The following is a 24,357-nucleotide window of genomic DNA, read 5'->3' as shown; positions in this document are numbered from 1 at the left end:
AACTGTTAAAGGGGCGGATTTTATGTTTTGTACATCTATTTTCATTGAGGTGATTGCATTTCATAACGAGGAGGAATAATCATGAAATTAGAAACGAAAAGACTAAGCATTATACCGTGTACGGAAGAAACAGTTGAGATTGCTATAAATCAGAAATACGATAACGGGCCGCAAATCTCAAATTATTTGAGGAAGTTAAAAGAAGATTCCTCTCTATTATATTGGGGTACTTGGCTTGTTATTCGAAAACCAGATGGTGTTGTCATCGGTGACATAGGTTTTAAGGGAAAACCAGATAAGAATAAAGAAGTAGAAGTTGGGTATGGTTTCCTTGAAAATTATTGGAATAATGGTTATGCAACAGAATCTGTAGGAGCCTTAATTCAATGGGCTTTTGAAACATCAAAAGTTGATAGAATAATAGCTGAAACACTACATGACAATCATGGTTCTATTCGTGTATTAGAAAAACTAAACATGAAAAAAATAGATACTACAGAAACAATGATTAATTGGAAAATAGATAAATTCGCGTGATTTCAAGCTTTATTTTCAGATTATAAGTGAGGATGTAAATGCAACTTTGTATGAAATTTGCTGATACCAACTTTATCGGGGTGGTTAATAGCGAAAAATCCAAATCATTTGTAGATTTGGATTGGGAATTAGATATGTTACTACAACATTTGGCTACATTTTATTAAAACATCCTGCTTTGAATTAATAGTAAGTCGTGTATTATGATATAGTTTTTAATGTCTACTCTGTTAAACAAGATCCTAAAAAATGCTAATAGATTAATAATATAACGAAAAAGAGATCAGTAGAAATGCATTCTATCGAAAGAAAGCATTTTCAGCTGGTCTCTCCATTTCATAAAATATCACAGAGTATCTTTTTGTACTACTATACCATTCTTCAGATCAGCTTCCTGTACTAGTAAATGCACTTAATCCATATTTCCAGAAACGATAAGCAATGAAACATAGTATGATAGCAACGAGTGGTGTACATAAAGAAACCCATTTATACCCCTTATCGAAGAAAAAGGCTGCTGGATAAAAGGATGTAAAACTGTAAGGAATAATAAACGTTAAAATAAATGCTATAACTTTATTATAAATCGTAATCGGATACCGTGAAAAATCACTTAAACTGAATACCGCTGATACAACAGGGAGGCTATCTGTCATCCAAAAAGAAAAAGTAATAAAAAACAGGTTTAACGCAACAAAGATAAGACCGCTTGATAGAATCATTATGATGAGTATCAGTACATTTCCAAGTGTAATTGCAATATCTAGATTACTAATGGAATAATAAAGAACAATTCCCCCTATTATCAGTTGTCCTAATCCATCTTGTTGAACACGCTCCGCTATAATTTGGAACAACGGGTTAATAGGCCGGATAAGCAAACGATCTAAATTTCCTGTCCGAATGTATTGCCATCCAATCGTCCATAAATTATCAAAGAAAATATGATGGATTGCCCTTCCTGCAAAAGCAATACCGTAGATTAAGAGAATTTGATAAAAATTCCATCCCTTTAAAGTTTCAATATGATCAAATACCACCTTTATGAAAAAGATGGAGGCAAATTGTTGAATGAAGACTGAAGAAATTCCGATTAGAAAGTCTACTTTATACTCCATCATAACTTTTAAGTGTTGCTTAAAATAGACAATGTATAAGAATGAGTATCGTTTAAGAGTATGTAACAATTCACTCACCCCCCAAATATTGTGATTTTCCGGATTGCTAAAGTCCATAAGAATCTGACAAGTGCTGTAATGAAAATTAACCAGATGAATTGTGTCGCAATTGCCATATAAGCCTGAGTTCCTGATATAGAACCTGTATAAATAGAAACAGGTATATAGACCATAGACTGAAAAGGTAAAAACATACTAATTTCTTGAAACCATTGTGGATAAAGTGATAATGGGACAAGTGCACCGGAACAAAACTGAACAACAGACTCTCGCAGAAGTCGAAGTCCCCATATATTAACAGTCCAAAAAGCTAATATACCAATAATAAGATCTAATTGCGTTCCAATTAAAATACCTAAAGCTACACTTACCATAAATAATAGAAAAGACTCTAATGATTGTGGTAGTTGAATCCCTACAAACCAAATAGCAAACAGTAGCATAGGAAACGTTGTGCGCATAGAGTTAGAAATTTTTTGTCCTATATCCATCGCTACAAGTTTATCTAACAAATGATATGGCTTCATAAGTTCCATTGCTATGTCACCTTGTTTAATCATTCTCGCTAAATTGTTCCCTACTCCAGATACATATTGTTCCAATAACAAAGCAATAACCATATACGTTAGCATATTAGATAGTGAAAGGGCGCCAACAGTCTCTTTGTTCTCGTAAACAGCATTCCAAAAATAATATAACGTACATAATTTAACGATAATCGCAAACGTACCTGCCCAATACCACGCTGCATATGAGGTATCTAGTTTTATCTGCATTTTAAGCATTTCCCAATATTTCCTCAAGGGATTCCTCACCTCCATGCTGATAAAGGTCTTTAATAATCGTCTCCAATTTAGGATTTGAAATAGTCAAGTCTGATATCTTATTGTGCCTTGCAAGTTCTGAAAGCACAAATTCCGATGAAACAGTCTTTGTGTGAAAACTTAGCTCTACGTGGGATTCATTTTCTGTTTCATTTTTCTGTATCACGATGTAATTTTGTAATGATACAGGAATCTCAAACTTTGTGCGCTCTTCTAATTCTAAAGATAGAATGCGGTTATAAGAAAAACGATCTTTAAGATCTTGTAAGTCCCCATCATAAATAATAGACCCTTTATCAATAATAATAATCCGCTGGCAAAGCGCTTCTATATCCTGCATATCATGAGTAGTTAATACCACTGTTGCATCCAATTTCTTATTCATTTCCTTAATAAAATTACGTATTTTTTCCTTTACATCAATATCTAAACCAATTGTAGGTTCATCTAGGAACACAACAGAAGGTTGATGAAGAAAGGCAGCGGCCAACTCACAACGCATTTTTTGTCCGAGTGATAGTTGACGAACAGGTAATGGCATTAAAGTTCCGAGATCCAGTACATCTTCAAATAAATGCAACATTTCCTGATATTTTGTTTCTGGAATTTCATAAACATGTTTTAATAGTTCAAAAGACTCTTGCACCGGTATATCCCAAGCAAGTTGTGTGCGTTGCCCAAAAACAGCTCCAATATTTTTAGCATTTTCCTGTCTATTTTTGTATGGAATAATTCCATTCACCTTAATTTCACCAGTATCCGGAGTTAAAATTCCGCACAACATCTTAATAGTGGTTGACTTTCCAGCACCATTGAATCCGATATACCCAACCATTTCCCCTTTTTCAACAGAAAAAGAAATCGGTTGCACTGCCTGCTTGTCATAATACTTACGTTTTATTAAAGCCTTTATTGCACCTGTTAGACCTGGTTTTCGCTCTAAAATCTTATAACTTTTAGTAACATTCTTTACTTCGATCATTTATAAATCTCCTCCTTCCCCTTTTACAAATATGAGCCGTTATACCGTTAGAGTAATTAAATACATTCCTTCCGCCTCTTACACCTGCCTCCTATAAAATAAGGATTAATTGTAAATTATAAGCTAACATCCCCTACGAAAACGTTTGCATAAATAGAAACTAGTATAATTTTACAGTAGCATTTAAATATTATCAACAAATTTAAGTATGTCGTAACAAACCATATACAAAGACATTCTTTTAATTAAACAGAAATAAGCAAAGTAATAAAACTCATTATTAAGATGACTGAGTAAGTAGCAACATTATGTTTTTCAAAGAGTAGGTGATAAAAAAACTCTCCACTGATGGAAGTTTCACTTTATTAACTACTTCTTTGTTTTCCAATCTTAATAATCTTTAGAAATACTCTCTTGGAATTTAACTGAGATACATATAAAAATAAGTTAAGATATATTTTTTATACCTTAACTTATTTTTATATATCCATTTTAATTTTCCGGCACATAAATCGCTGCTATGCAGAATACAACATGACCGCTACTTGCTTTCTCCTTTTGTTTTAAACCTGGCATGTGGCAGAAAAAGGCCCTGACCGCTCCTATGCATGGCCAGATGCTCTCATCCGCCTAAAAAGAAAAAGGGTTTTTATGCCGATTTTTTAATTTGTATTTATATATAATAAAATCTCTATTAAACCAGGTTTACATGTCCAGAAAAGAAGATGTTATAACCAACTATGAAATTTCTTAATATATAACCGCTTAAGAAATTGAGTCAAAACAGCATATCCTGTTAAAATTCCCAGTAGCCACGGGAAATAGCTAAGTGGCAGTGGCTGTAACCCTACAGCAGTTCCTAGCGGGGAAAACGGAATGTAAATACCAATCCCCATAATGAGTGCTGTTAATAATAGGACTGGCATAGAAGCCGTACTCTGAATAAACGGAATCTTTTGTGTGCGAATCATATGCACAATTAACGTTTGCGTAAGTAATCCTACTACAAACCAACCGGATTGGAACAAAGATTGTTCCGCAACTGTATTAGCGCCAAACACATTCCACATCACAATAAAAGTTGTAATATCAAAAATTGAACTAATAGGACCAATACAAATAATAAAATTACGCAAGTTTGAAGTCTCCCATTTTCTAGGCTTCTCTAAGAACTCCTTGTCCACCTTATCCCATGGAATAGAAAGCTGAGATAAATCATATAGCAAGTTTTGAATTAATAAATGAATAGCCAGCATTGGAAGAAATGGAATAAATGCACTCGCTACTAACACGCTAAATACATTTCCAAAGTTGGAACTTGCTGTCATTTTCATGTACTTCAAAATATTCCCGAATGTTGTACGCCCTTCAATAATTCCTTTTTCCAGTACATTCAGACTTTTCTCAAGCAAGATAATATCAGATGATTCTTTCGCAATATCTGTAGCTGTATCAACGGAGATACCTACATCAGCATCGCGCAGTGCAACCGCATCATTAATACCGTCACCCATGTAACCTACAGTATGGTCGTTTGCTTGCAATGCTTTAATGACAAGCGACTTTTGCATTGGATTTAATTTCGCAAATACAGTTGTTCTTTCTGCTAATTGTGCTAATTCCTTTTCAGGTAAATGATCAATTTCATAACCAAGTACAGGTTCCCCTATTTCTAATCCTACTTCTTTACATACTTTACGCGTTACAATTTCATTGTCACCAGTTAAAATCTTAACTTGTACACCTTGTTCCTGCAATGTTCGAATTGCATGTGCCGCTGATGATTTGGGAGGATCTAAAAACCCAATATATCCTGCAAAAATCATATCCGATTCATCTTGAATAGAATAAGCTTTCTCGTTATTAGCTGCTTCAAGCTTATAAGCCACTGCAATTACACGCATACCGTCCGCATTTAATTGTTCACTAAGATACTTAATTTTGCTCGTTGCTTCTTTCATAAGAGGAAGTATTTCATCATTCATATCTGTGTGTGTACAAATAGATAAAATTTCTTCTACTGCTCCCTTACAAACCATTAAGCTCATATTGCTTGTATCTTTAACAACAACGGACATACGACGCCGAGCAAAGTCAAATGGAATTTCATCTACTTTATGAAATTCCTTCGTATCTAATCGATGTTTCTCTTCTGTATGCTTAATAACAGCTTTATCGATAAGATTTTTTAATCCTGTTTGATAAAAACTATTTAAATAGGCTAGTTGTAATACGCTTTTAGATTGGTTTCCTGTTGGATCAAGATGACGGACTAATACGACTTTATCTTCAGTCAATGTTCCTGTTTTGTCTGTACAGAGAACATCCATTGCCCCAAGGTTTTGAATCGAATTTAGCTGTTTCACAATTACTTTCTTTTTAGACATCTGCACAGCGCCTCTAGCTAAGTTTGCCGTTACAATCATTGGAAGCATTTCTGGTGTCAATCCTACAGCAATTGCAATCGCAAAGAAGAACGCTTCTTTCCAATCACCTTTTGAAATCCCGTTAATTAAAAATACAACTGGCGTCATGATAAACATAAATTTAATTAAAAGCCAACTTACTTTATTAACTCCTTTATCGAAGCTTGTTTCTGGACGCTTTCCAACTATACTCTTGGCTAATGAACCAAAATAACTATTTGCACCTGTTAATACAATGACAGCTGTTGCAGTTCCACTTACGATATTTGTTCCCATAAAACATAAATTGCCCATTTCAAGTGGGTCATCATTTCTTTTTGTATTAATACTGGAATTATGGAAATTTTCGTGTTTTTCAACAGGCAAAGCTTCTCCAGTTAGAGCAGATTGGTTTACAAATAAATCTTTAGCTGAAAGGATACGAACATCAGCTGGAACAATATCACCCGCGGAAAGCGTGATAATATCACCAGGTACAAGATCTTCAATAGGAAGTTCTAGTAGTTGGTTATTATTTATATCAACGTTTTTATCTATGTTATTTGTGAATTCTTTTGTTCTTAAAACAGTAGCTGTCGTACGGACCATTGCCTTTAATTTTTCTGCTGCTTGTTGAGAACGAAATTCTTGTAAAAAACGGATGGTAGCACTTAAAACAACCATTACAGTTACAACAACTGTTCCCTTCATATCATCAGTCAAGAAGGATAAAACTCCTAAAGCTAATAATACGAAAATAAATGGGTTTTTAAACGAAAGAAGGAATTGAAGATACCATGCTGGTGGCTTTTCATATGCCACTTCATTTCTTCCATGTGTATCCATACGCCTTTCAGCTTCTTTTTCAGAAATTCCGTTTGGAGTTGTTTCTAAAAAAACGAATGCTGATTGAACATCTCTTGTAGCAACTTCCACCAATATTTCATTATTTAGCTTCATCATTTCTTGATGATGAGAAGTTTGTTTGTTTCGTTTTGGTGTACCTTTATTTGCTTGATGGATGTCCATTTGTTTTTTTGTACGTAACATTGGTAGTTTCCTCCTTTATACACGCAGGAGAAAATTCATTGTTTCTCGACTATCTATTTTGTGGAGAGGGAGGAACAAGTCGTTTCCTACCTACATGATGAAATATAAATGTAAAACATATGGGTATCGGGCTTGGGTCTCCATGTGACATCATTCCCCACCTCCTTATCCGAATCAATTTTCTTGAATATATTATGTAAGGTTTGAGAGAAAAGTGTATCATTCCAATAAAAAAGGCCTTTACTCATAGACGAGTAAAGGCCTGAATACACAAACAAACACTAATAAAACTACTAGTTCAAGTAGTCTATAAAAGAAAGCAGACCTTTTTCTAAAAAGGTCTGCTTTTTCATTAAGTTTCGTTCTTGCTTCTCCTTGATTATACAGGAAAGAAATCCGTTATGGTCTAAGTCCATCTAATGAAGTAGTAACGTTAATATCAACCGCTCCTTCTACTCCATTTACATTCCCGCTTTCTGTATATTGCCAAGAATTCCAGTTATTCCAATCACTATATTTAGTTGGAGTAGTAGAGTTATATCTAGAAATCCAAAGAGGTACATCGCCAAGTCCGGATAAATTAAAGCCAGTTATATACCAAGGCCCTGTATAAAGCATAACGCGTTTTCCTGTTGTCTGCTGTACGTAATTAATAAAAGTACGTGCCCAGTTTGACACATACAGCCCTGTTATATTGCCTGTCGGACTAGATGGTGACTCCAGATCAAGAACAGGCATTAAATCCGTATGATATCGATTCAATACATCAACAAAATGTTTTGCTTCCACAATCGGGTCATTTGATTCTGGACGAGCAAAGTGATATGCTCCAACTAAAAGACCTGCTGCAGATGCATTTTGTACATATTGTGCATAGGTTGGATCTGTATATGAAACACCTTCAGTTGCTTTCATATAAGCAGCATTAATACCAGACTGCTTTACTTGATTCCAATCTATATTTCCTTCCCAGTGTGAAACGTCAATAAATGTATAAGAAGGTTTCAGGGTTGTCGTTACTTTACTATCTTCTGTACCTTGCATATATTCCACTTCAATCCAGTGAACATCTGTCAATCCATTTGCTGCATTTGGATTATCTTGAATATTCATTCTTAATGCTTTTTCATTGTAACCATGATATCCCCATGCATCTACAACCTTTACACCATCTACATATACACGAATTCCATCATCCGCTCCCGTATACAGAAGATACTGACCAGCTTTCAAACGCTTAGCTGTGACATAGCGTGCTGAGAAATGGGTTCCTGATACACCTGTAGCCGGTGAGCGTTCAAATCCATTATCTTCTTGCAAGCCGCCATTTGCTGCTTGTGAAAGAACCTTAGCTGCAACTGGATATCCAGAAAGAGATTCATTCGGATAGTAATATGCAAGCCAACTACCAAATGGTACTACATCTGAAAACACAGCTGCTTGTCCACCCTCTTGATAATATTGGGTGTGAATACTATGAGAACCTGCTGCTAGGTTTGGTAATAAGGCACGATTCGTTTCACCAGCAGCTGCTGACCAGCGATTAATGACTAAATTATTATCAACTGAAACCTTTACGCCATCATCTGCAAACGATTGAACAAAATAATCCCCTCCAGACAGTTGCTTATTCTGAACAAAATCAGCCTGAAACTGTTGAGAAGGAAAACCAGCAGGACCTCCTGATCCCCAGTTATAATGAACTTCACCGTTTTGGTCCAGCTGAGTGTAAGCAAGTTGCGAAGATAGTATATTCGCATCAACCCAGCCTAAAATACGATCGCCTTGCTTAATTTTATTCCAAGTGGTAGATCCTATTGTAGCACTTTGTACAACTTGCACCATTTGGAATTTATAATCATTTGTAGGCGCTACGAACTTCGCTCCATATTCCCCATAAGGTACTGTCCATATACCATCACCGTTCGTTGATGGCTTTATAACTGCTGCTCGATTCTCATCTTTAATATTAGTTAAATCTGTAAGCGCCTTTCCGCCATCAAGCCAGCCTAATATGTTACCGTTCTTCGCTACTTGATACCAAGTAACATTTCCTATTGTTGCAGTCTTTACAACTTGAAGCGTTTGATAAGCATAATCATTTGTACTTTGTACATATTTTGCGCCGGCAAGGCCGTACGGTACTGTCCATATACCATTGCCATTCGTACTTCCGATAGTAACAGAAAAGTTCGCCGGCTTTGTTATACCTGTATTGTCTAATGCATAACTGCTAATCCAGCCAATAGCTTGACCATTTACACTAAACTTATACCATTGTACACCTTGATATGTAGTACTCTGGATTAACTGCAGATCTCGCAAAGCATATTGATTGGTAGATCCTAAATAATTTGCACCTGGAAGACCATATGGCATGCTCCATATACCATTGTCATTTGTCGCCCCCATAACAGCCGCTTGATTGATAACTTGTATATTTGTCAAGCTACTTAACACACGACCATCGAGCCAGCCAATGACTTGATTGTTTACGCTAAATTGATACCATGTGACATTTCCAAGCGTTAATTTCTGAATCAACTTTACGTCTTTTCCTACATAATTATTAGCGGAAGCAATGTAGCTCGCGCCGTTTAGACCATATGGAACAGACCAAACTCCGTTCCCAGATGTAGAGACGATTAACTGATTCTGATTAACATTCGTTGTAGTATATAGAACTTTACTATCAAACCATCCTCCATCTTTTCCATCTACCTGTACATGATACCAAAGCACACCTCCAGCCTGTACACTACCAATAACATGAATCACCTTACCACTATATTTGGTAACGTCTCCAAGGTAACTAGCTCCTTGTAAACCATATGGTACTGTCCATACACCATTACCATTCATGTTATTTTTAAGCAAGCCATCGAAATTGACTGCTTGTTCATTTGTAACTGTACTAGCTGCCAAAGCAGTGCTTGGATTTCCAACAGTTACTGTCTGGGCACCACAAACCGTAATCGCGGTACACACAGATAGCCAAATTTTTTTCACTTCTAGACACCCTCTCCTTAAATTGTAATAATCTTGTAGCTGAAAGAGGTCTATTTTTATGTAATCTTTTAATATATGTTCTAATAATTAAAATCCCTAACATTTATGTCCCTCTTTACTACCTTTACATATTACTATTTTTATAGAAATTTTAATATAGTATTTTTGACAAGTATTTTGAAATATTTTTAACATACACACTCATCAAAAACCTTTATATGGAAACGTTCATTCGTGTTTTACACAAACGAACGACACCTTCTAATACATATTATTCTATTATTCTAATATAAATAATCTATTCCATATATTATATAAATCCACTTTAATTTTTCGACATATAGATTGCTGCTATGCAGAGAAAAAGGAAACTGTACTTGCTTGCTATCTCTGGTTTTCACTGCGCATGTGGCAGAAAAAGGCCCTGACCGCTTCTACGCATGACCAGATGCTCTCGCCCACCTAAAAAAAATGGTTTTATGTCGGTTTTTTAATTTGGATATATATATGTAATTGTACTTTCTTTAGCGAATATTAATGTATCCCGCTATTTCTAGGTCTTAGTCTCCTACTTTAAAATTTAAGAGAATTTACCCATGGCTCATCCAAAGGCAAGGTAATGAAGAAATAATCTATTCATAGAAACATAAAATAAGAGGCACAGTGAAAGATGATAAAAAAAGGTTGTACCCATTATACTTCCTGACTTCCCAATTGAATGCTTTACTTCTTCTTAAATCAAAGCAAGAACATCAATTACAAAGAATAAATAATAAAACCTTCAAAACTTTTAGAAGACCACTACTAAAAATCTCTAGAATCATTAATAAATCTGCTAATGAAGAAATTAAGCGTACAATAACACATTGTAACATCTTTACATTCAATAACACAATAAATTAAGGTATTTCATACTTTAATAGATTCAGAATGAGTATCTTATACCAAGTATTACACTAATTCCTCCTTCCCTATATATAATATTCGAACCGACTAATCTTTTTGTGGGGGTAGTTTTTTGAAATTCTTTCAATAAAATCGAAAAAACTTCAAAATATATGATTTTGCGAAGATATATATACAATACACTCCTTGTGTATCTCTTTGCTCCCCTCTTTCCACTGCCAATTGTACTCACTTTAAACAGAGTAGAAAAATAAGCCTACCTACCGTTATTAACACCTTTATCATTTCATTACTTGAATGCCAAAAGTAATTAGATTATAATCTAATTAGACAAACATAAAAGTAGGTGATTTCTACATGCAATTAAACAAAATTGTTGAATTTCATAAAGCGTTAGGTGATCTTACACGTGTTCGTATTATCGCCTTGCTACAGCAAGGACATTTGAGTGGGCAAGAGATTGCTGGAAAGTTAGGACTTAAGCCACCAACAATTACCCACCATATGACAAAGCTGCGAGATGTTGGACTTATAAAAGAACGCCGTGATAAAAATACTATCTATTTTTCTCTTAACACAAAAATATTGGAGATGAATGCTAAGGCTATTTTTACTGTAGGAACAGGAGGCGATTCAAATATGGAAATGTTAGTTACTGAAAAGGAACGTTCAGCTATTATCAATAATTTCTTCACAAAAGATGGAAAACTAAAAACCTATCCTGCACAACGAAAGAAAAAACTTGTGGTACTTGCACATATGATTAAAGGATTAGAATTCGGAAAAGTTTATCAAGAGAAAGAAATGAATGAATATTTAAAGCAATTTCATGAGGATTATGCAACATTAAGACGTGAACTCATTATGTGCCAATATATGTATCGAGAAAATAATCAATATGAGTTAAACCCCGTTGAGTTATGGTGGTTAAAATAAAGGGCGTTACCTAGCGCCTTATTTTTTTAATCATCTAATTAGATGATTACGAAATTAGATACTTATAAAACAAGGGGAATAGCTATGAATATTTCATTTGTAAATGAAGAAAAACAATATCGGCGGTTATTTTTAGCTGGCATTGTAAATGGTATTGGAGATCGATTTAGTTCCGTAGCTGTGCTAGCGATGCTACTACATTTAACAGGTTCAGGATTTGCTGTGGGAATGACTTTAGCAATTCGTCTCATCCCCTCTTTATTTTTCGGACCAATAGGCGGAATGTTGGCTGATCGATTTTCAAGAAAAACAATATTAGTTGTAACAGACCTTATAAGAATTCTATTTGCCTTGTCCTTTCTATTTGTTCAAAGTAAAGAAGATATTTGGATCGTTTATTTTAGTTCATTTATTTTGGCGGCAGGAGAGGCTATATATGGACCAGCAAGAAAATCAGCAATACCTAGGCTTGTTCATAAAAAACATCTTGTAAAAGTAAATAGTTTAGAACAAGTAATGATAGGGATTGTTTTAATCATTGGAGCACTTTCAGGCGGAGTAGTTTCGTCTATTTTCGGACCTAATGTGACTTATTGGTTAAATGCAGGATCATTTTTAGGGGCTGCCGCCATCAACTATACGATTAAGTTTCCAGAGAGTGAAAATGGAAAAAAAGGAGAGAAGTCAGAAAATCTAACCTTCACCTTCAAAAAGGTAGTCTTGATGTCGATTACGGTACAAATTCTTTTTTTCTGTGAGATATTAATTGCTTCAATAAATGGAATTGATAATGTTTTAATTAGCGTTTATGCGATTAACGAGTTCCATCTTGGTGATGTAGGTGTAGGTTTTTTTTATGGTGCATTAGGTATTGGCTTAATCTTAAGCTTTTCTGTTGCAAATCAACTACGAAAAAATTTCCTTGTTGCAGGCTTAGTATGTCTATTGCTTGAGGGGATACTTCAGCTGTTATTAAGTCAAACACATTTAGTAATTTTTGCATTTCTTATGTTTTGCGGGATTGCCTTTATGTCTGGGATTGGCAATGCATGCTTTGATACCATTCTTATGAAAGAAGTTCCTGAACAACATCAAGGAACCATGTTTGGATTATTAGCAACAATCATAAATACCGTATTGGGAATATCTATGTTTATTTCTGGATTGGCATTGCAATACCTTACGCCACGTGCCTTAGGTTTGATTGGAGGTATCGCCTATATTCTTATTGCCATTTCCCTAATTATAACTATTTCAACAAAAGTGTATCGGAAAAGAGGTACCATTTGACCAGTACCTCTTTTCCAAGTCCCTTTTATGCCTCTTCATTTGTAGTAAGAAAAAAATGTTGACCCTAGCATATTCCTACATTTTTCTTACTACGATTGTCAAAAGTTACTTCTCTTTCGTAAATGTGTTTAGAAAACATTTATTTTTTACAATAATTCCCGCCACTTTTAAACAAACTATATTTAGCATTTCATTTACGTATCTAGAAAGGAGCTACTATGACAGCATACATCGCAGAAATATTTGCGACCGCTTTACTTATTATATTAGGAAACGGCGTTGTCGCAAATGTTCATTTAAAAGGAGCAAAAGGGCATAAAACAGGCTGGATGGTGATCGCTACCGGTTGGGGGTTCGCAGTCGGAATTCCTGCTGTTATATTCGGAGGTATTAGCGGAAATCATATTAATCCTGCTTTTACCATTGGTTTAGCACTTAATGGAAAATTCCCATGGGAGAAAGTGGTTCCTTACATCATTGCACAGCTCATTGGTGCGTTTATTGGCGCTGTTATTGTTTGGTTGATGTATAAACCTTTTATGGATGATACAGAAGACACTATAGAAGTGCTAGGCTGTTTCGGCTCTGTCCCTTCTTACAAAAAAACATATTTTAACGCATTCATAACGGAATTCATTGGTACGTTCATCTTAATTTTTAGTGCATTAGGGATCGTACATTCTCCGCTTATGGGAAAGGAACATCTAACAGCTCATGTAGTTATTGGCTTTTTAGTATGGGGACTCGTTCTTTCAGTAGGAGGTCCAACTGGCCCTGCTCTAAATCCCGCCCGTGACATTATGCCTCGTCTGGCTCACACAATTTTGCCAATTAAGGGAAAAGGAAGCTCACACTGGCACTATGCATGGGTACCTGTTATCGCTCCAATTGCCGCCTCTATTATAGCCGTATACACCTACTTTCATCTATTTAAATAATGAATATTGAACTACCCCCACCTACCGTTGCAGAAGTGCACGCTTGAGGTGGGGGTCTTCTCGCCAGATATGATAAAAAAACTTTCGCAAATACAAGTGCGCTTTCTTATTTCCCTTAAAATAATCTACTATTTTCAGTACTCTACTTGTTGGTATGGCAAGGCGGTGTATCTGTAACTTTTGTTTCATACGTTTTATGATGGCCTATATATAAATATATACCTATTATTAATAAAACACTCACTACTATATATGAAAAGATTTTCTTTTTCATTTCATTCTCCTTATTTTATCAATTATGTAACCTACATTAACCAAACCATTTTTTCAAAGTTGGCACTCTCTTTATTACCAGCCAGTCAAGCATCAAAGCCACAAGCAACGAAATACCTACTAGCGGGAACAAGATCCCCAGCATGATAATAAGTATTACTGCTCCTTTCATTAATTTAAAGTTCTTCGGTAAAGAAGGTGCACCTAACGTACCAGATGGCTTACGTTTCCACCACATCATGCAGCCTGTTACAGCAATTCCGATTAATACAAGACAAATTACAAGATCCAATAATTGATTAACTAATCCGAAATAACGCCCTTCATGCAGCGCAATCCCAATAGAAATCGCTTTAGCTAATATTCCATAATCTGCAAATCGCAAATTTGCTAATACCTTTCCGCTGTACTGATCAATATGCAGCGTTGCTTCCCCTTTTGGATTGTCAGGTTTAACGGATAATGTGTACACACCTTTTTCTCCTTTAGGGAATGTAATTGTGTATCCATCTTCTAAATGATTTTTTTCTGCTATTTTCATAATGTCTGCCACCACAAGAGGGGCTGTTTTATTTTCCTTAGATTCTGGAACTGGTAACTTTTCTGCTGCCCAAGGAACATCCGCTACCGCTTTAGATGGAACAGTAGACTGTGGCAAATTACCATCCCATAGTCCTGTCGGGTATCCTGTTTTTGTAGCCGTTGCGATTTTATTAATATAATCTCCCCATAATCCAGACCAAGGAAGTCCTGTCAGTATAAATAGAGAAATGAACAGTGAAAACCAAAACGCCGGAACAGAATGTAAATCCCTTAGCATGATCCTCTTTCCTTTAGAAAACCTTGGAATCAATGTACCAAAAATTGATTTTTTATTGCGCGGCCACCATAAATATAGGCCGGTAATTAACAAAATCATGGCCCAGCAAGCAGCCATTTCTACAATCCGATCTCCTGCCTTACCAATCATCAGCTCGCCATGCATCCGCTCCACTTGGCTCATAAATTTCTCTTCTTTCTTTAAATCGCCTAAAACCTTTCCATTATGTGGGTTTATGAATACCGTCATTGGAACTTTCTTATCTACGATTCCTACTTCTGCTGAACGATCTGACGCAAAAGATGGCTTGTACTTTGTAACAGAAGCACCAGGATACGCTTTTTTGACTGCTTCTATTTGTTCTTCAGCAGTCAACTTTTCTTTTGTAGCTTGTACATAGTAATAATCTTTGTATATAATATTTTCAATTTGTGGTTTAAATAAATAGATAATACCTGTAATTGCTAATAAGATTACAAAAGGTGCAAAAATAATACCAGCATAAAAATGCCAGCGCCACACAGCTCGATATAAAAATTGTGCTTTTGAACTGTCTACCTGAGCTTCATGATCTTCAGTAGAATGATTTACTGTTTGTTGTTTTGCAAACATATTTCGTTTTCCCCCTAAATGATACTCGTTCTTCCTTATTTATCCCGCTATTTGTGGGCAGTAAGACCCCCACTGACGGAAGTTTCACTTTATAAAAACTTATAAGACTATAATTTCGATTTTTAATATATCGAATATATGTGAACATTTTGTGAGGATTCTTCAAACTTATTTGCAAGATTTCTATATAAATACAAATTAAAAAATCGACATAAAAAACCTCTTTCTTTTTAGGCGTGAGGGAGTATCTAGCCATGCATAGAAGCGGTCAGGGCTTTTTCCTACCACATGCAAGGTTTCAGACAAAAGGAGAAAGCAAGTAGCGGTCATGCTGTATTCTGCATAGTAGTGACTTACAAAGAAAAGCGGAGCCGACTGTTTAGGCCCGTTGGCTAAGGTTCTTTCACACAGAAGGTGTTTTTTACCTTCTTGTGCGGAAGGTTCTTAGACATGAGAGCCTAGGAGGCAGAGCTAAACAAAGATGCCGAAAAATTAAAGTAGATTTATATACGTTCACTTTCAATAAGCACGAAAGACCTTACATACACGATCGTACATAAGGTCTTTCTCTCAGCATTATATTTTCGGCAATACCATACCTTTATACAATTGTACTGTTATCCAGTAATATGCAAGATAAATGAAGACAAATAAACTAATTGGCATCCAAATTTCCACATACGGATCAAGTAAAATGAATGAAAATAGATTCATGCCAACTAACACATGAGCAATTCCAACAATCCCAGGAAATAAGAAGATGAAGAATACTTCTTTATAGATGCTGCGAGAGAGCACTCCTTTTCGAACACCAATTTTTCGAAGCATGGCATAGCGACGTTTATCTCTAGATGCTCCTGTTAAAATTTTAAACATAAGCGAACTAGCCATCATCGCAAGAAAAGAAGCGCCTAGGAAAAACCCCATAAACATTGTACCGCTCATAAAAGTATACATATACTGATACGTCGTCATTTTCGTTTGCATCGGTACTTCTTCCCCGATATTTTTTTGTGCAACTTCTTTTTGTCGTTGATCTATTTTTGTAAGAATCGGTTTATATTTTTGCAAATTATCTACGCGAATTAAAAGGAGTGAGTGCACTGTTCCTTGTAATTTTTCATAATTTTCTTTATTAGCGATGCGAAGCGGCTTTCCGCCAAATTGATTGTAACTAATTTGAAATTCACGAACGAGTGCATCCTCCCATTGCCCAGGCATACTTGGATATTGCTGCGTTTCCCGCTTCTCAAGCGATGTGTATATTGGTTCAGGAAGTCCCTCACTTACACGAACACGGATTGGCTCTTTACTTTTCTTTGCACTTTTGTGATCCGAAATAAGCGGTGGCTGATTAAGTAAATCGTCACGTAAAAAGTAAACCGCTTCGTTATTTTCTTTATAAGAATATTTCTTTTCTTCTATAATGTTCATTTGCTTTAATTCTTTTATCTCTTCTGCATTTGGATCATGAATCGTCGCATCATACACTCGCGAAAATTCCGTTGTCATTCCAACATTTTTTTGAAACGCCATCCCAGCTGTCATCGCACCAGCACCTAGTGCAATCAACATAGAAACTGTCCCTAATACTCTTGATAAACTATTAATTCGAAAACGTAGCTGTGCAAGTGTAAAGCTATTAAGTCCTGCTTCGTTTCTTTTTTTATTTCTTTTTAACATCGTAACAAGTAAAGGCAATAATGAACCAAATATAAAATAAGTTCCCATTGTCGTACAAATTGTTGCAACTATAAGTCCCATTTCCTGCAATTCATTCACATGAATAATCGAGTAATATCCAATGCCTAGCATCAATATTCCAAGCACCGTAAAAACCGTAATACGAAGTTTACTTTTTTCTACCTCATCTTGCGTTTCATCTTCTCGTATAAGCTCTAATTCTGTTTTGCGCAGAAGACGAATGCTATTAATCATCCCTGTCACTGCAAAAAGAACAAAGAAGAAAAGTAACGTTGCAATTAAAGCAGGAACATAAAACGCCTCGTATCCCTTCGCTGATACATCCATACCTTTTATAAGAACCTTCCCTACCGCACTTGCTAATCCAATCCCCACTACATTTCCAATCATTAAAGCAACCATTCCAAGCCCCAATGTTTCGATAAAAAGCAGCTGTGCAACCTTTTTCTTTTTTGCACCAAGCATCATATACATTCCTAATTCTTTTCGGCGCAGTGTAAGCAAAAATGAATTTGCATAAAGAATGTAAAATAAAGTAATAAACGAAAGTAACACAGAACCAACCCCAAAGACAATACGAATGCTGCTAATAATACTATTTTCTTTCGTAAATTCAGTATTTAAAGCCATCGTTTGAAACATATAAAAAATACTTATACTAACGATAAGACCAATTAACAAAACAAGATAATCTTTCATCATCTTTCGTATACTATGTATCGATAATTTCAGTAACATGTCCTCATCTCCTTATATCGCTTCCTTGGAAGAACTCATTTTTCCAAGCACATTTAAAATATCTTGATAAAATGCTTCTCTACTTCCATTGCGGTGAATTTCCTTATAAAGCAATCCATCTTGGATAAATAAAATACGTTCACAATAACTTGCACTAAACACATCATGCGTTACCATCATAATGCTAACGTGATGATTTTCATGTAAATCATGCATCGCTTCTAATAAACTTTTCGCATTTTTACTATCAAGTGCTCCTGTTGGTTCATCTGCAAGAATAATTGCTGGATTATGTACGAGTGCACGAGCTGCTGCTGTACGCTGCTTTTGACCACCAGAAACTGCAGTTGGGTATTTCTCTAAAATTGCTTCTATCCCAAGTTTTATCGCTACCTCTTGTACTTTTCCTGCAATTTCTTTTGAAGACACTCCTTGCAGTGACAACGGCAATGCAATATTTTCATAAATTGAAAGGTTTTCAAGAAGATTAAAATCTTGAAAAATAAATCCTAGCTTTTGCGCTCTAAAATCAGATAATGCATTTCCTTTCATATTCACAATGTCTGTTCCAGCAATTTCCACCGTACCACTAGTCGCTTGATCAAGTGTCGAAATCACATTCAACAACGTCGTTTTCCCTGATCCCGATGGACCCATGATCCCAACAAACTCACCTTCTTTTACCGATAACGTTATTCCTTTTAATACCCTTGAGTGGTTTTCATTTCTCTTCCCATATACTTTTTCTACTTGATTTACCTCTACTACAGCACTTTTCATAACTTCATCCCCTATCTCTTAGTATCTATTCGTATCTTCTCAAAAATTTTTTAAGTTTCTTGTAGGTAAATTCTTAAGAATTCTTAAGATTTACTATATACAAATTAAAAACCTCTTTCTTTTTTGGGGAGACGAGAGCATCTGGCCATGCATAGAAGCGGTCAGTGCCTTTTCCTGCCACGTGCAAGGGTTAAAACAAAGAGAGAAAGCGTGTGCAGGTCATGTTTTGTTTTGCATAGCGGAGACTTATATATCAAAATTTAAAATGGATTTATATAGAACACCTAACAAAAAATGAGCTTGGCATCATACCAAACTCATTTTTTATTATGCAATATTCTCTTTTTGTTCTATTTCATAATCAATCTCTAGAAACTTTGCGCCAAACAGCCACATTTGATGATGTGCTGTTAACATTGTTGCATCCTTCTCTTTTATCGTAAACGTTTCTGTGAGTGGTAAGCGAATCGTAAAGAAGCGGCTATGTAAATAAATCCCCTCATCCCCTCTTGCACTATTCCTTAATCGACTCGTAATAATAAGATGTTTCTTATCATTACGCAGTTTTAAAATGCCCGTCATATTTGCATACGGTAATGGCAATGCAATATTCATGTATGTTTCCTCGTTATATTCATGCTGAGAGTAGAGTGCGACAAAGATTGTTTCATTCAGTTCGTTTTTTCGAACCCACGCTCTAACGTCATTTCTACCGTCTTTTTCATCTTTTATAGCAACAATTTCCCCATACATCCTCCCTAAGCGATTTCCCATCCCTAAATGAATTTGTTGTACACGTCGGCTTATTTTTTCATACAAAAAAGCAAATGGCCAAAACCAGCGTGACCAGTGAATAGTTGCTTTTAACTCATATTCTTTCGTGTTCTCATAAAAATCAATAATAAGTGGTGATACATTCTTTGTATTAAACTGTTTACTATCAAAATCTATCATGTTATTTATAAGACCTGTATATTCGTTCTTCTCTATTAAGCTATTTTCTAATAAAACATTTTCTCCAATTTTCATCTTTCCTTTTATACGACTCATCGGTTTTCCATAATGAATATATGTCGGTGCAGCCTTTTCAATCATCCAGCCAATACAACCAGGTAATGCTACGCCCACTCCGTTTACAACTCCATGAATCCAAACCATTTGCGCAATCGTAATCGTCATGACATGCTTAAAGTTGCCATATGAATAGAAAAGCGAGAAAAGAATAGTTACCATAAGTGTACTAGACGAGATGATAAGAAGAATTTTTGCACTCTTTGAAGTAAACTTTGTTTTCCATACAAAAATCCCGTAAATATAAAGGGAAATAAGATAGAGTAACACTGCAAAAAATTCAAATGTTCTTGAATATGTAATCCCAATTGCAACTGTCATTGGTGAAATAATCATAATGAACATAGCGGTTGTATACAACTTACTTTTCTCTTGTTGTTTCCTCCCTAACAAACCGGCAAACAAGGGAAGTAAAAAAGCAGAATAATGAAAATGGGCTGCTGTGAGTAAGACGATATCTGAGCTAAACTGCATAATTGGTATATTTACTACAGAGGCAAAGAACCAAAAGCCACCTAAAAATAAATATATAAATCCACTATCAATTGCAGTTTCTTCTAACGATTTCCATCCTCTTTCTAATAACCGGCATACTCCAAACAGCGCAATAATACCCGTGTATATAAACCAAATTATCGCAAATAGAAAATAGTTTGTTACAAAAGCAAGCATTGCACTTATTGCTGCAATCGGATAAAAAAATGCTGCGAGCTTATAACAAAATAGTTCGTCTCCGTCTCTTTTTTTCTTATCTACAATAGAAAACACCATCGGGATAAATACAAGAATAGACAATAATATAATTAATTCAACAGGGTGCATATTTGGCCATTCTAATATGAGAAAAATAACATAATAGATGCAACCAATTATTATATTTCGCATAAATTTATATCCCTTTCTCTAAACGTTCCCTTATAGGAGAAAAGCGGTCCTAATAATGGATTTTGTACTTGTACATGTATCCGATAACAATCTAATTCATCATCATAACTTTCTATAATCTTTGCCTGTCCATATAAAAACTTTGGCAACGGAATCTTCATTCCGCATAAGTAGAACCATTGTTTTTTAGATGAAATATGCATCGCTCCTTTTGCATCAACGTGAAACGCTAGCGTCGATACGAGCAAATGCGGTTCACCAAAATAATCGACAATTTCATTTTGTTTACCATTCAAATACATAACAGCATGAAAATAACGCTTTTTTTCACCGAACAAAAACATTCGATTCCATCTTACAAATATCTCTCCTTTACTGTCTTTCTCTGCTTTATTTTGGATAATAAATGGTACTTCTGTCCCTCTTTCTGAAAAGAACATCCGGAATTTTGCTGCTACTTTTAAAAACATTCTTACAGCAGCAGAACCTTCTGTAATTTCGTCCATCCTCCCTTCACCTGTAAAACTATATTCTTCTGTAATTGCATACCGTTTTTGTAACTTTGGGTGTAACTGATGATAGGATTCTTCTAATAATGTTTCGTAAATGGAAGTCAATTTTCTACTCCTTTCTACTTCTCTTACAATTCTTCGCTTGCGGTAAGTTATTGCTATTCAGATAACCGATTATTGAGAGTCCAATTAATATGATGTTTAACGTAATCGGATTAAAAGGTTGCATAAAGCTAGCGATATTTGTAAATCCCGCCGCAGCTGTCAATATTAATATTATAAAAGTGTGAAGAAAAAATAATTTCTGTTTTCGGAAAGGTAACAACCAGATCACCCCAAACACAATTTCCAAAAATCCAACCATTTTAATTATTACGGCAGCATAATTTTCTGAAACAATAAGCTTGGAAAGCATCTGTACCTCTTCTGGATGAGTATATAAAATTTTCGGAATAAGACCTTGATAGATCCACACAAAAGACAACAAAAAGCAAATGAGATAATATGTAATAGCTCTTTTTAATAATAAACGCGGATGAAATCCTTTTTCTAACCACAATTTCAAGGCATCAAAACTCCAAGCTGTTGCCCACCCTAATAACGGACGAAATATATATGAATCTATAAATCTTCCTATACCTCCAAACCTCGTTTCATAATCATACTGCGTTTCAAAGCGAACCTTATTCTCATTCGGTGTATACTTCCAATAGCCTCTCCCTACCGAAATTAACGAAAGCTTACTATCTGTCCAAAATTTCAGTGACGAAATGCGTTCCCCGCCTTCTTTTTGTAATTCTCCTATTGATTCTCCTTCTCCAGCAATTTCAAGTCCGAAACCAATTTTTGTTTTATATAAAAAACGCTGTGGTTCGTCTTGATTCTTCTCTAAATACGATATTTCTGTAAACCGTGCATCCCATTCCGTATGTATCTTTGGATCTTGTGTATACTTCCAAAGTTCATCCATTGTAGTTTCTATTTCGGTTTTTACATAAATGGGGTTTTGTTTTTTCATTCCCACTCCCCCGTCCATATGTGAAATTTGTAATATTTACCCCTTTCAACCACATTTCATATCATTTTCATTTTACCAATAAACCATTTTAATTTTCAAAATTTTTATAACCCACTTGATTTCTCTCAACATTTTGATTACTATAGAACAAATGTTACAAACAACTTCATACAACCAATTACTCTCGCCTAATGACGTGAGATAGAGGTCGCAACTTTTATGAGTATTCTATAGGAGACACAGAGATTGTCAGTGAATGTAGATGAAAGGAAAAGTTGCCGAAATGTATATGTGCCTCTGAGCATATACATTGGGGCTGTTTTCGAATAGAAACAGAACTGTCATATATACAGCGGTGTATATATGAAGAGCTATCTACAAAAAAGAGAGATCATGTTTTTTTATGATCATCTTCTTTTTTGGCGGTTTTTTTATTAGCTCCGTTTTCTGTTTCCTTTTTCCTGTAATAGCACCATCCTCACCTATTTGAGATGGTGTTTTTTATTTGCTTTCGATAACTTACAGGAAGATCTATATTTCCCATCTTATGTTTAACAACATTTTTCCTAATTTATTTATCTATATTAACTTGAAAGAGGGCTCTTATCATGGAGATTATTGTTCAAAAATTTGGTGGTACATCTGTCGGAAATATCGAACGGATTCAACATGTTGCCGATTTGATCATTGAGGAATATGAAAGAGGACACGGAATTATAGCGGTCGTTTCTGCAATGGGACATAGTACAGATGAATTAGTATCTTTAGCTGCTAGTATTACAGATCAACCTAGTAAACGAGAAATGGACATGTTACTTACAACAGGTGAGCAAATTTCAATTTCTTTATTAACAATGGCCTTGCAAACAAAAGGGTATGAGGCAATTTCATTCACTGGCTGGCAAGCTGGTATTACAACAGAGCCCGTACACGGCAGCGCAAGAATTATCGACATAAATATAGAGCGCATTCAATCTTATGTACAAAAAGGAACGATTGTTGTTGTAGCTGGTTTCCAAGGATTAAGCAGAGATCAGGAAATTACAACGCTTGGCCGCGGCGGTTCTGATACAACTGCAGTTGCGTTAGCTGCAGCATTACAAGCAACAAAATGTGATATTTATACTGATGTAACAGGTGTTTATACAACTGATCCTCGCGTTGTAAAAGACGCTTACAAATTAGATGAAATTTCCTATGATGAAATGTTAGAACTTGCAAATTTAGGCGCTGGTGTACTTCACCCAAGAGCAGTCGAATTTGCAAAAAATCATAACGTTATGTTAGAAGTTCGCTCAAGCATGGAACAAGAAAACGGAACAATCGTAAGGGGAGAATGTAACATGGAACAACAATCAATCGTAAAAGGCATTGCATTTGAAGATAATATTACACGTGTAACAATGAAAGGCCTACAAGCAGGAAAACTTTCCGCAGTCTTCTCTACATTAGCAAGTGCTCATATTAATGTAGACATTATCATTCAAAGTATTACAAATGAAGGAACTGTACATTTATCCTTCTCTATTCATTCAAATGATTTAAAAGAAACACTAGCGGTTTTAGAAGAAAATCGTGAATCTATGCAATATGAATCTGTAGAGTATGAAAACCATTTAGCAAAAGTATCGATCGTTGGATCAGGTATGGTATCTAATCCAGGTGTCGCTGCGAAAATGTTCTCAACATTACAAGAAGAAGATATTCCCATTAAAATGGTAAGTACATCAGAAATTAAAGTATCTGTCGTAATCGACCGCCATCATTTAGTAAAAGGTGTCGAAGCACTTCATGAATCGTTTATGGCAAAAATTAAGCGTTTTGCATCAGTAAATTGAAAAAAACAAGGACCGACTCCAAAAGTACGTAGGTGCTTTTCGGAGATCGGT

15 protein-coding genes, 2 pseudogenes and 1 riboswitch are annotated in these 24,357 nt (G+C 35.4%); of the genes and pseudogenes, 5 read left to right on the top strand and 12 right to left on the bottom strand.

The window, feature by feature from the left end:
* The first annotated feature begins 81 nt into the window (after window positions 1-81).
* Window positions 82-537, top strand: a complete 456-nt coding sequence (locus BM350_RS10775) for a GNAT family N-acetyltransferase (RefSeq protein WP_090912146.1) — start codon at window positions 82-84, stop codon at window positions 535-537.
* 386 nt (window positions 538-923) lie between these two features.
* On the opposite strand, the gene BM350_RS10770 is transcribed toward BM350_RS10775, so the two are convergent.
* The 6 genes and pseudogenes from BM350_RS10770 to BM350_RS10750 all read right to left on the bottom strand — a co-directional run.
* Window positions 924-1,724: an ABC transporter permease gene (locus tag BM350_RS10770; RefSeq protein WP_090912148.1), complete on the bottom strand. Its 801-nt coding sequence runs from the start codon at window positions 1,722-1,724 to the stop codon at window positions 924-926.
* 5 nt (window positions 1,725-1,729) lie between these two features.
* Window positions 1,730-2,518, bottom strand: coding sequence for an ABC transporter permease (locus BM350_RS10765; protein ID WP_090912150.1), 789 nt, complete (start codon window positions 2,516-2,518; stop codon window positions 1,730-1,732).
* The gene (locus tag BM350_RS10760; protein ID WP_090912152.1) at window positions 2,493-3,521 is read right to left on the bottom strand and encodes an ABC transporter ATP-binding protein; all 1,029 of its coding nucleotides are present in this window, start codon (window positions 3,519-3,521) and stop codon (window positions 2,493-2,495) included. The genes BM350_RS10765 and BM350_RS10760 overlap by 26 nt, the downstream gene beginning before the upstream one ends.
* A gap of 728 nt (window positions 3,522-4,249) precedes the next feature.
* Window positions 4,250-6,955 carry a magnesium-translocating P-type ATPase gene (mgtA, locus tag BM350_RS10755; RefSeq protein WP_090912630.1) on the bottom strand — a complete coding sequence of 902 codons (2,706 nt, stop codon included), beginning with the start codon at window positions 6,953-6,955 and terminating at the stop codon, window positions 4,250-4,252.
* A 429-nt stretch (window positions 6,956-7,384) separates the two neighbouring features.
* Window positions 7,385-8,020: pseudogene (locus BM350_RS27480) on the bottom strand (glycoside hydrolase family 25 protein); the annotation flags it as partial.
* Window positions 7,994-9,964, bottom strand: a pseudogene (locus tag BM350_RS10750) (GW domain-containing glycosaminoglycan-binding protein); the annotation flags it as partial. The pseudogenes BM350_RS27480 and BM350_RS10750, both read right to left, overlap by 27 nt.
* Before the next feature lie 1,284 nt (window positions 9,965-11,248).
* Between BM350_RS10750 and BM350_RS10745 the strand changes: the two are divergent.
* The 3 genes from BM350_RS10745 (at window position 11,249) to BM350_RS10735 (ending at window position 14,055) form a co-directional block, all read left to right on the top strand.
* Entirely contained in the window at window positions 11,249-11,827 is a 579-nt protein-coding gene (locus tag BM350_RS10745) for a DUF2087 domain-containing protein (RefSeq protein WP_090912156.1), read from the top strand.
* A gap of 84 nt (window positions 11,828-11,911) precedes the next feature.
* The gene (locus BM350_RS10740) at window positions 11,912-13,117 is read left to right on the top strand and encodes an MFS transporter (protein WP_090912157.1); all 1,206 of its coding nucleotides are present in this window, start codon (window positions 11,912-11,914) and stop codon (window positions 13,115-13,117) included.
* Window positions 13,118-13,335: 218 nt separating this feature from the next.
* Window positions 13,336-14,055 carry an MIP/aquaporin family protein gene (locus BM350_RS10735; protein ID WP_090912159.1) on the top strand — a complete coding sequence of 240 codons (720 nt, stop codon included), beginning with the start codon at window positions 13,336-13,338 and terminating at the stop codon, window positions 14,053-14,055.
* A gap of 310 nt (window positions 14,056-14,365) precedes the next feature.
* Here BM350_RS10735 and BM350_RS10730 read toward each other — a convergent pair whose 3' ends face one another.
* The 6 genes from BM350_RS10730 to BM350_RS10705 form a co-directional block, all read right to left on the bottom strand.
* Entirely contained in the window at window positions 14,366-15,760 is a 1,395-nt protein-coding gene (locus tag BM350_RS10730; protein WP_090912162.1) for a PepSY-associated TM helix domain-containing protein, read from the bottom strand.
* Between the two features lie 576 nt (window positions 15,761-16,336).
* Window positions 16,337-18,202, bottom strand: coding sequence for an FtsX-like permease family protein (locus BM350_RS10725; RefSeq protein WP_090912163.1), 1,866 nt, complete (start codon window positions 18,200-18,202; stop codon window positions 16,337-16,339).
* A 12-nt stretch (window positions 18,203-18,214) separates the two neighbouring features.
* Window positions 18,215-18,982 (bottom strand): ABC transporter ATP-binding protein, encoded by a 768-nt coding sequence (locus BM350_RS10720; protein ID WP_090912165.1) that lies wholly within the window; start codon window positions 18,980-18,982, stop codon window positions 18,215-18,217.
* Window positions 18,983-19,309: 327 nt separating this feature from the next.
* On the bottom strand, window positions 19,310-20,938 hold the full coding sequence (locus BM350_RS10715) for a YndJ family protein (protein WP_090912167.1): 1,629 nt from the start codon (window positions 20,936-20,938) through the stop codon (window positions 19,310-19,312).
* A complete protein-coding gene (locus BM350_RS10710) occupies window positions 20,926-21,555 on the bottom strand; it encodes a DUF4166 domain-containing protein (protein WP_090912168.1) in 630 nt (209 codons plus the stop codon). The genes BM350_RS10715 and BM350_RS10710 overlap by 13 nt, the downstream gene beginning before the upstream one ends.
* Window positions 21,556-21,559: 4 nt before the next feature.
* On the bottom strand, window positions 21,560-22,468 hold the full coding sequence (locus BM350_RS10705; RefSeq protein WP_090912170.1) for a DoxX-like family protein: 909 nt from the start codon (window positions 22,466-22,468) through the stop codon (window positions 21,560-21,562).
* A gap of 194 nt (window positions 22,469-22,662) precedes the next feature.
* A riboswitch (Lysine riboswitch) is annotated at window positions 22,663-22,850 on the top strand.
* Between the two features lie 226 nt (window positions 22,851-23,076).
* Here BM350_RS10705 and BM350_RS10700 point away from each other — a divergent pair.
* Window positions 23,077-24,306 (top strand): aspartate kinase, encoded by a 1,230-nt coding sequence (locus BM350_RS10700; RefSeq protein WP_090912172.1) that lies wholly within the window; start codon window positions 23,077-23,079, stop codon window positions 24,304-24,306.
* Window positions 24,307-24,357 lie beyond the last annotated feature (51 nt).

Source organism: Bacillus sp. 103mf, assembly GCF_900116295.1.
Taxonomy (GTDB): domain Bacteria; phylum Bacillota; class Bacilli; order Bacillales; family Bacillaceae_G; genus Bacillus_A; species Bacillus_A bruguierae.
Note: the sequence above shows the minus strand (reverse complement) of the source record. Positions and strands in the feature narration are given on the sequence as shown.

Coding starts and splice junctions, on each gene's coding strand:
- BM350_RS10705 (WP_090912170.1), bottom strand. CDS start 22,468: ATGAAAAAACAAAACCCCATTTATGTAAAAACCGAAATAGAAACTACA.
- BM350_RS10745 (WP_090912156.1), top strand. CDS start 11,249: ATGCAATTAAACAAAATTGTTGAATTTCATAAAGCGTTAGGTGATCTT.
- BM350_RS10715 (WP_090912167.1), bottom strand. CDS start 20,938: ATGCGAAATATAATAATTGGTTGCATCTATTATGTTATTTTTCTCATA.
- BM350_RS10725 (WP_090912163.1), bottom strand. CDS start 18,202: ATGTTACTGAAATTATCGATACATAGTATACGAAAGATGATGAAAGAT.
- BM350_RS10760 (WP_090912152.1), bottom strand. CDS start 3,521: ATGATCGAAGTAAAGAATGTTACTAAAAGTTATAAGATTTTAGAGCGA.
- BM350_RS10735 (WP_090912159.1), top strand. CDS start 13,336: ATGACAGCATACATCGCAGAAATATTTGCGACCGCTTTACTTATTATA.
- BM350_RS10700 (WP_090912172.1), top strand. CDS start 23,077: ATGGAGATTATTGTTCAAAAATTTGGTGGTACATCTGTCGGAAATATC.
- BM350_RS10740 (WP_090912157.1), top strand. CDS start 11,912: ATGAATATTTCATTTGTAAATGAAGAAAAACAATATCGGCGGTTATTT.
- mgtA (WP_090912630.1), bottom strand. CDS start 6,955: ATGGACATCCATCAAGCAAATAAAGGTACACCAAAACGAAACAAACAA.
- BM350_RS10720 (WP_090912165.1), bottom strand. CDS start 18,982: ATGAAAAGTGCTGTAGTAGAGGTAAATCAAGTAGAAAAAGTATATGGG.
- BM350_RS10775 (WP_090912146.1), top strand. CDS start 82: ATGAAATTAGAAACGAAAAGACTAAGCATTATACCGTGTACGGAAGAA.
- BM350_RS10730 (WP_090912162.1), bottom strand. CDS start 15,760: ATGTTTGCAAAACAACAAACAGTAAATCATTCTACTGAAGATCATGAA.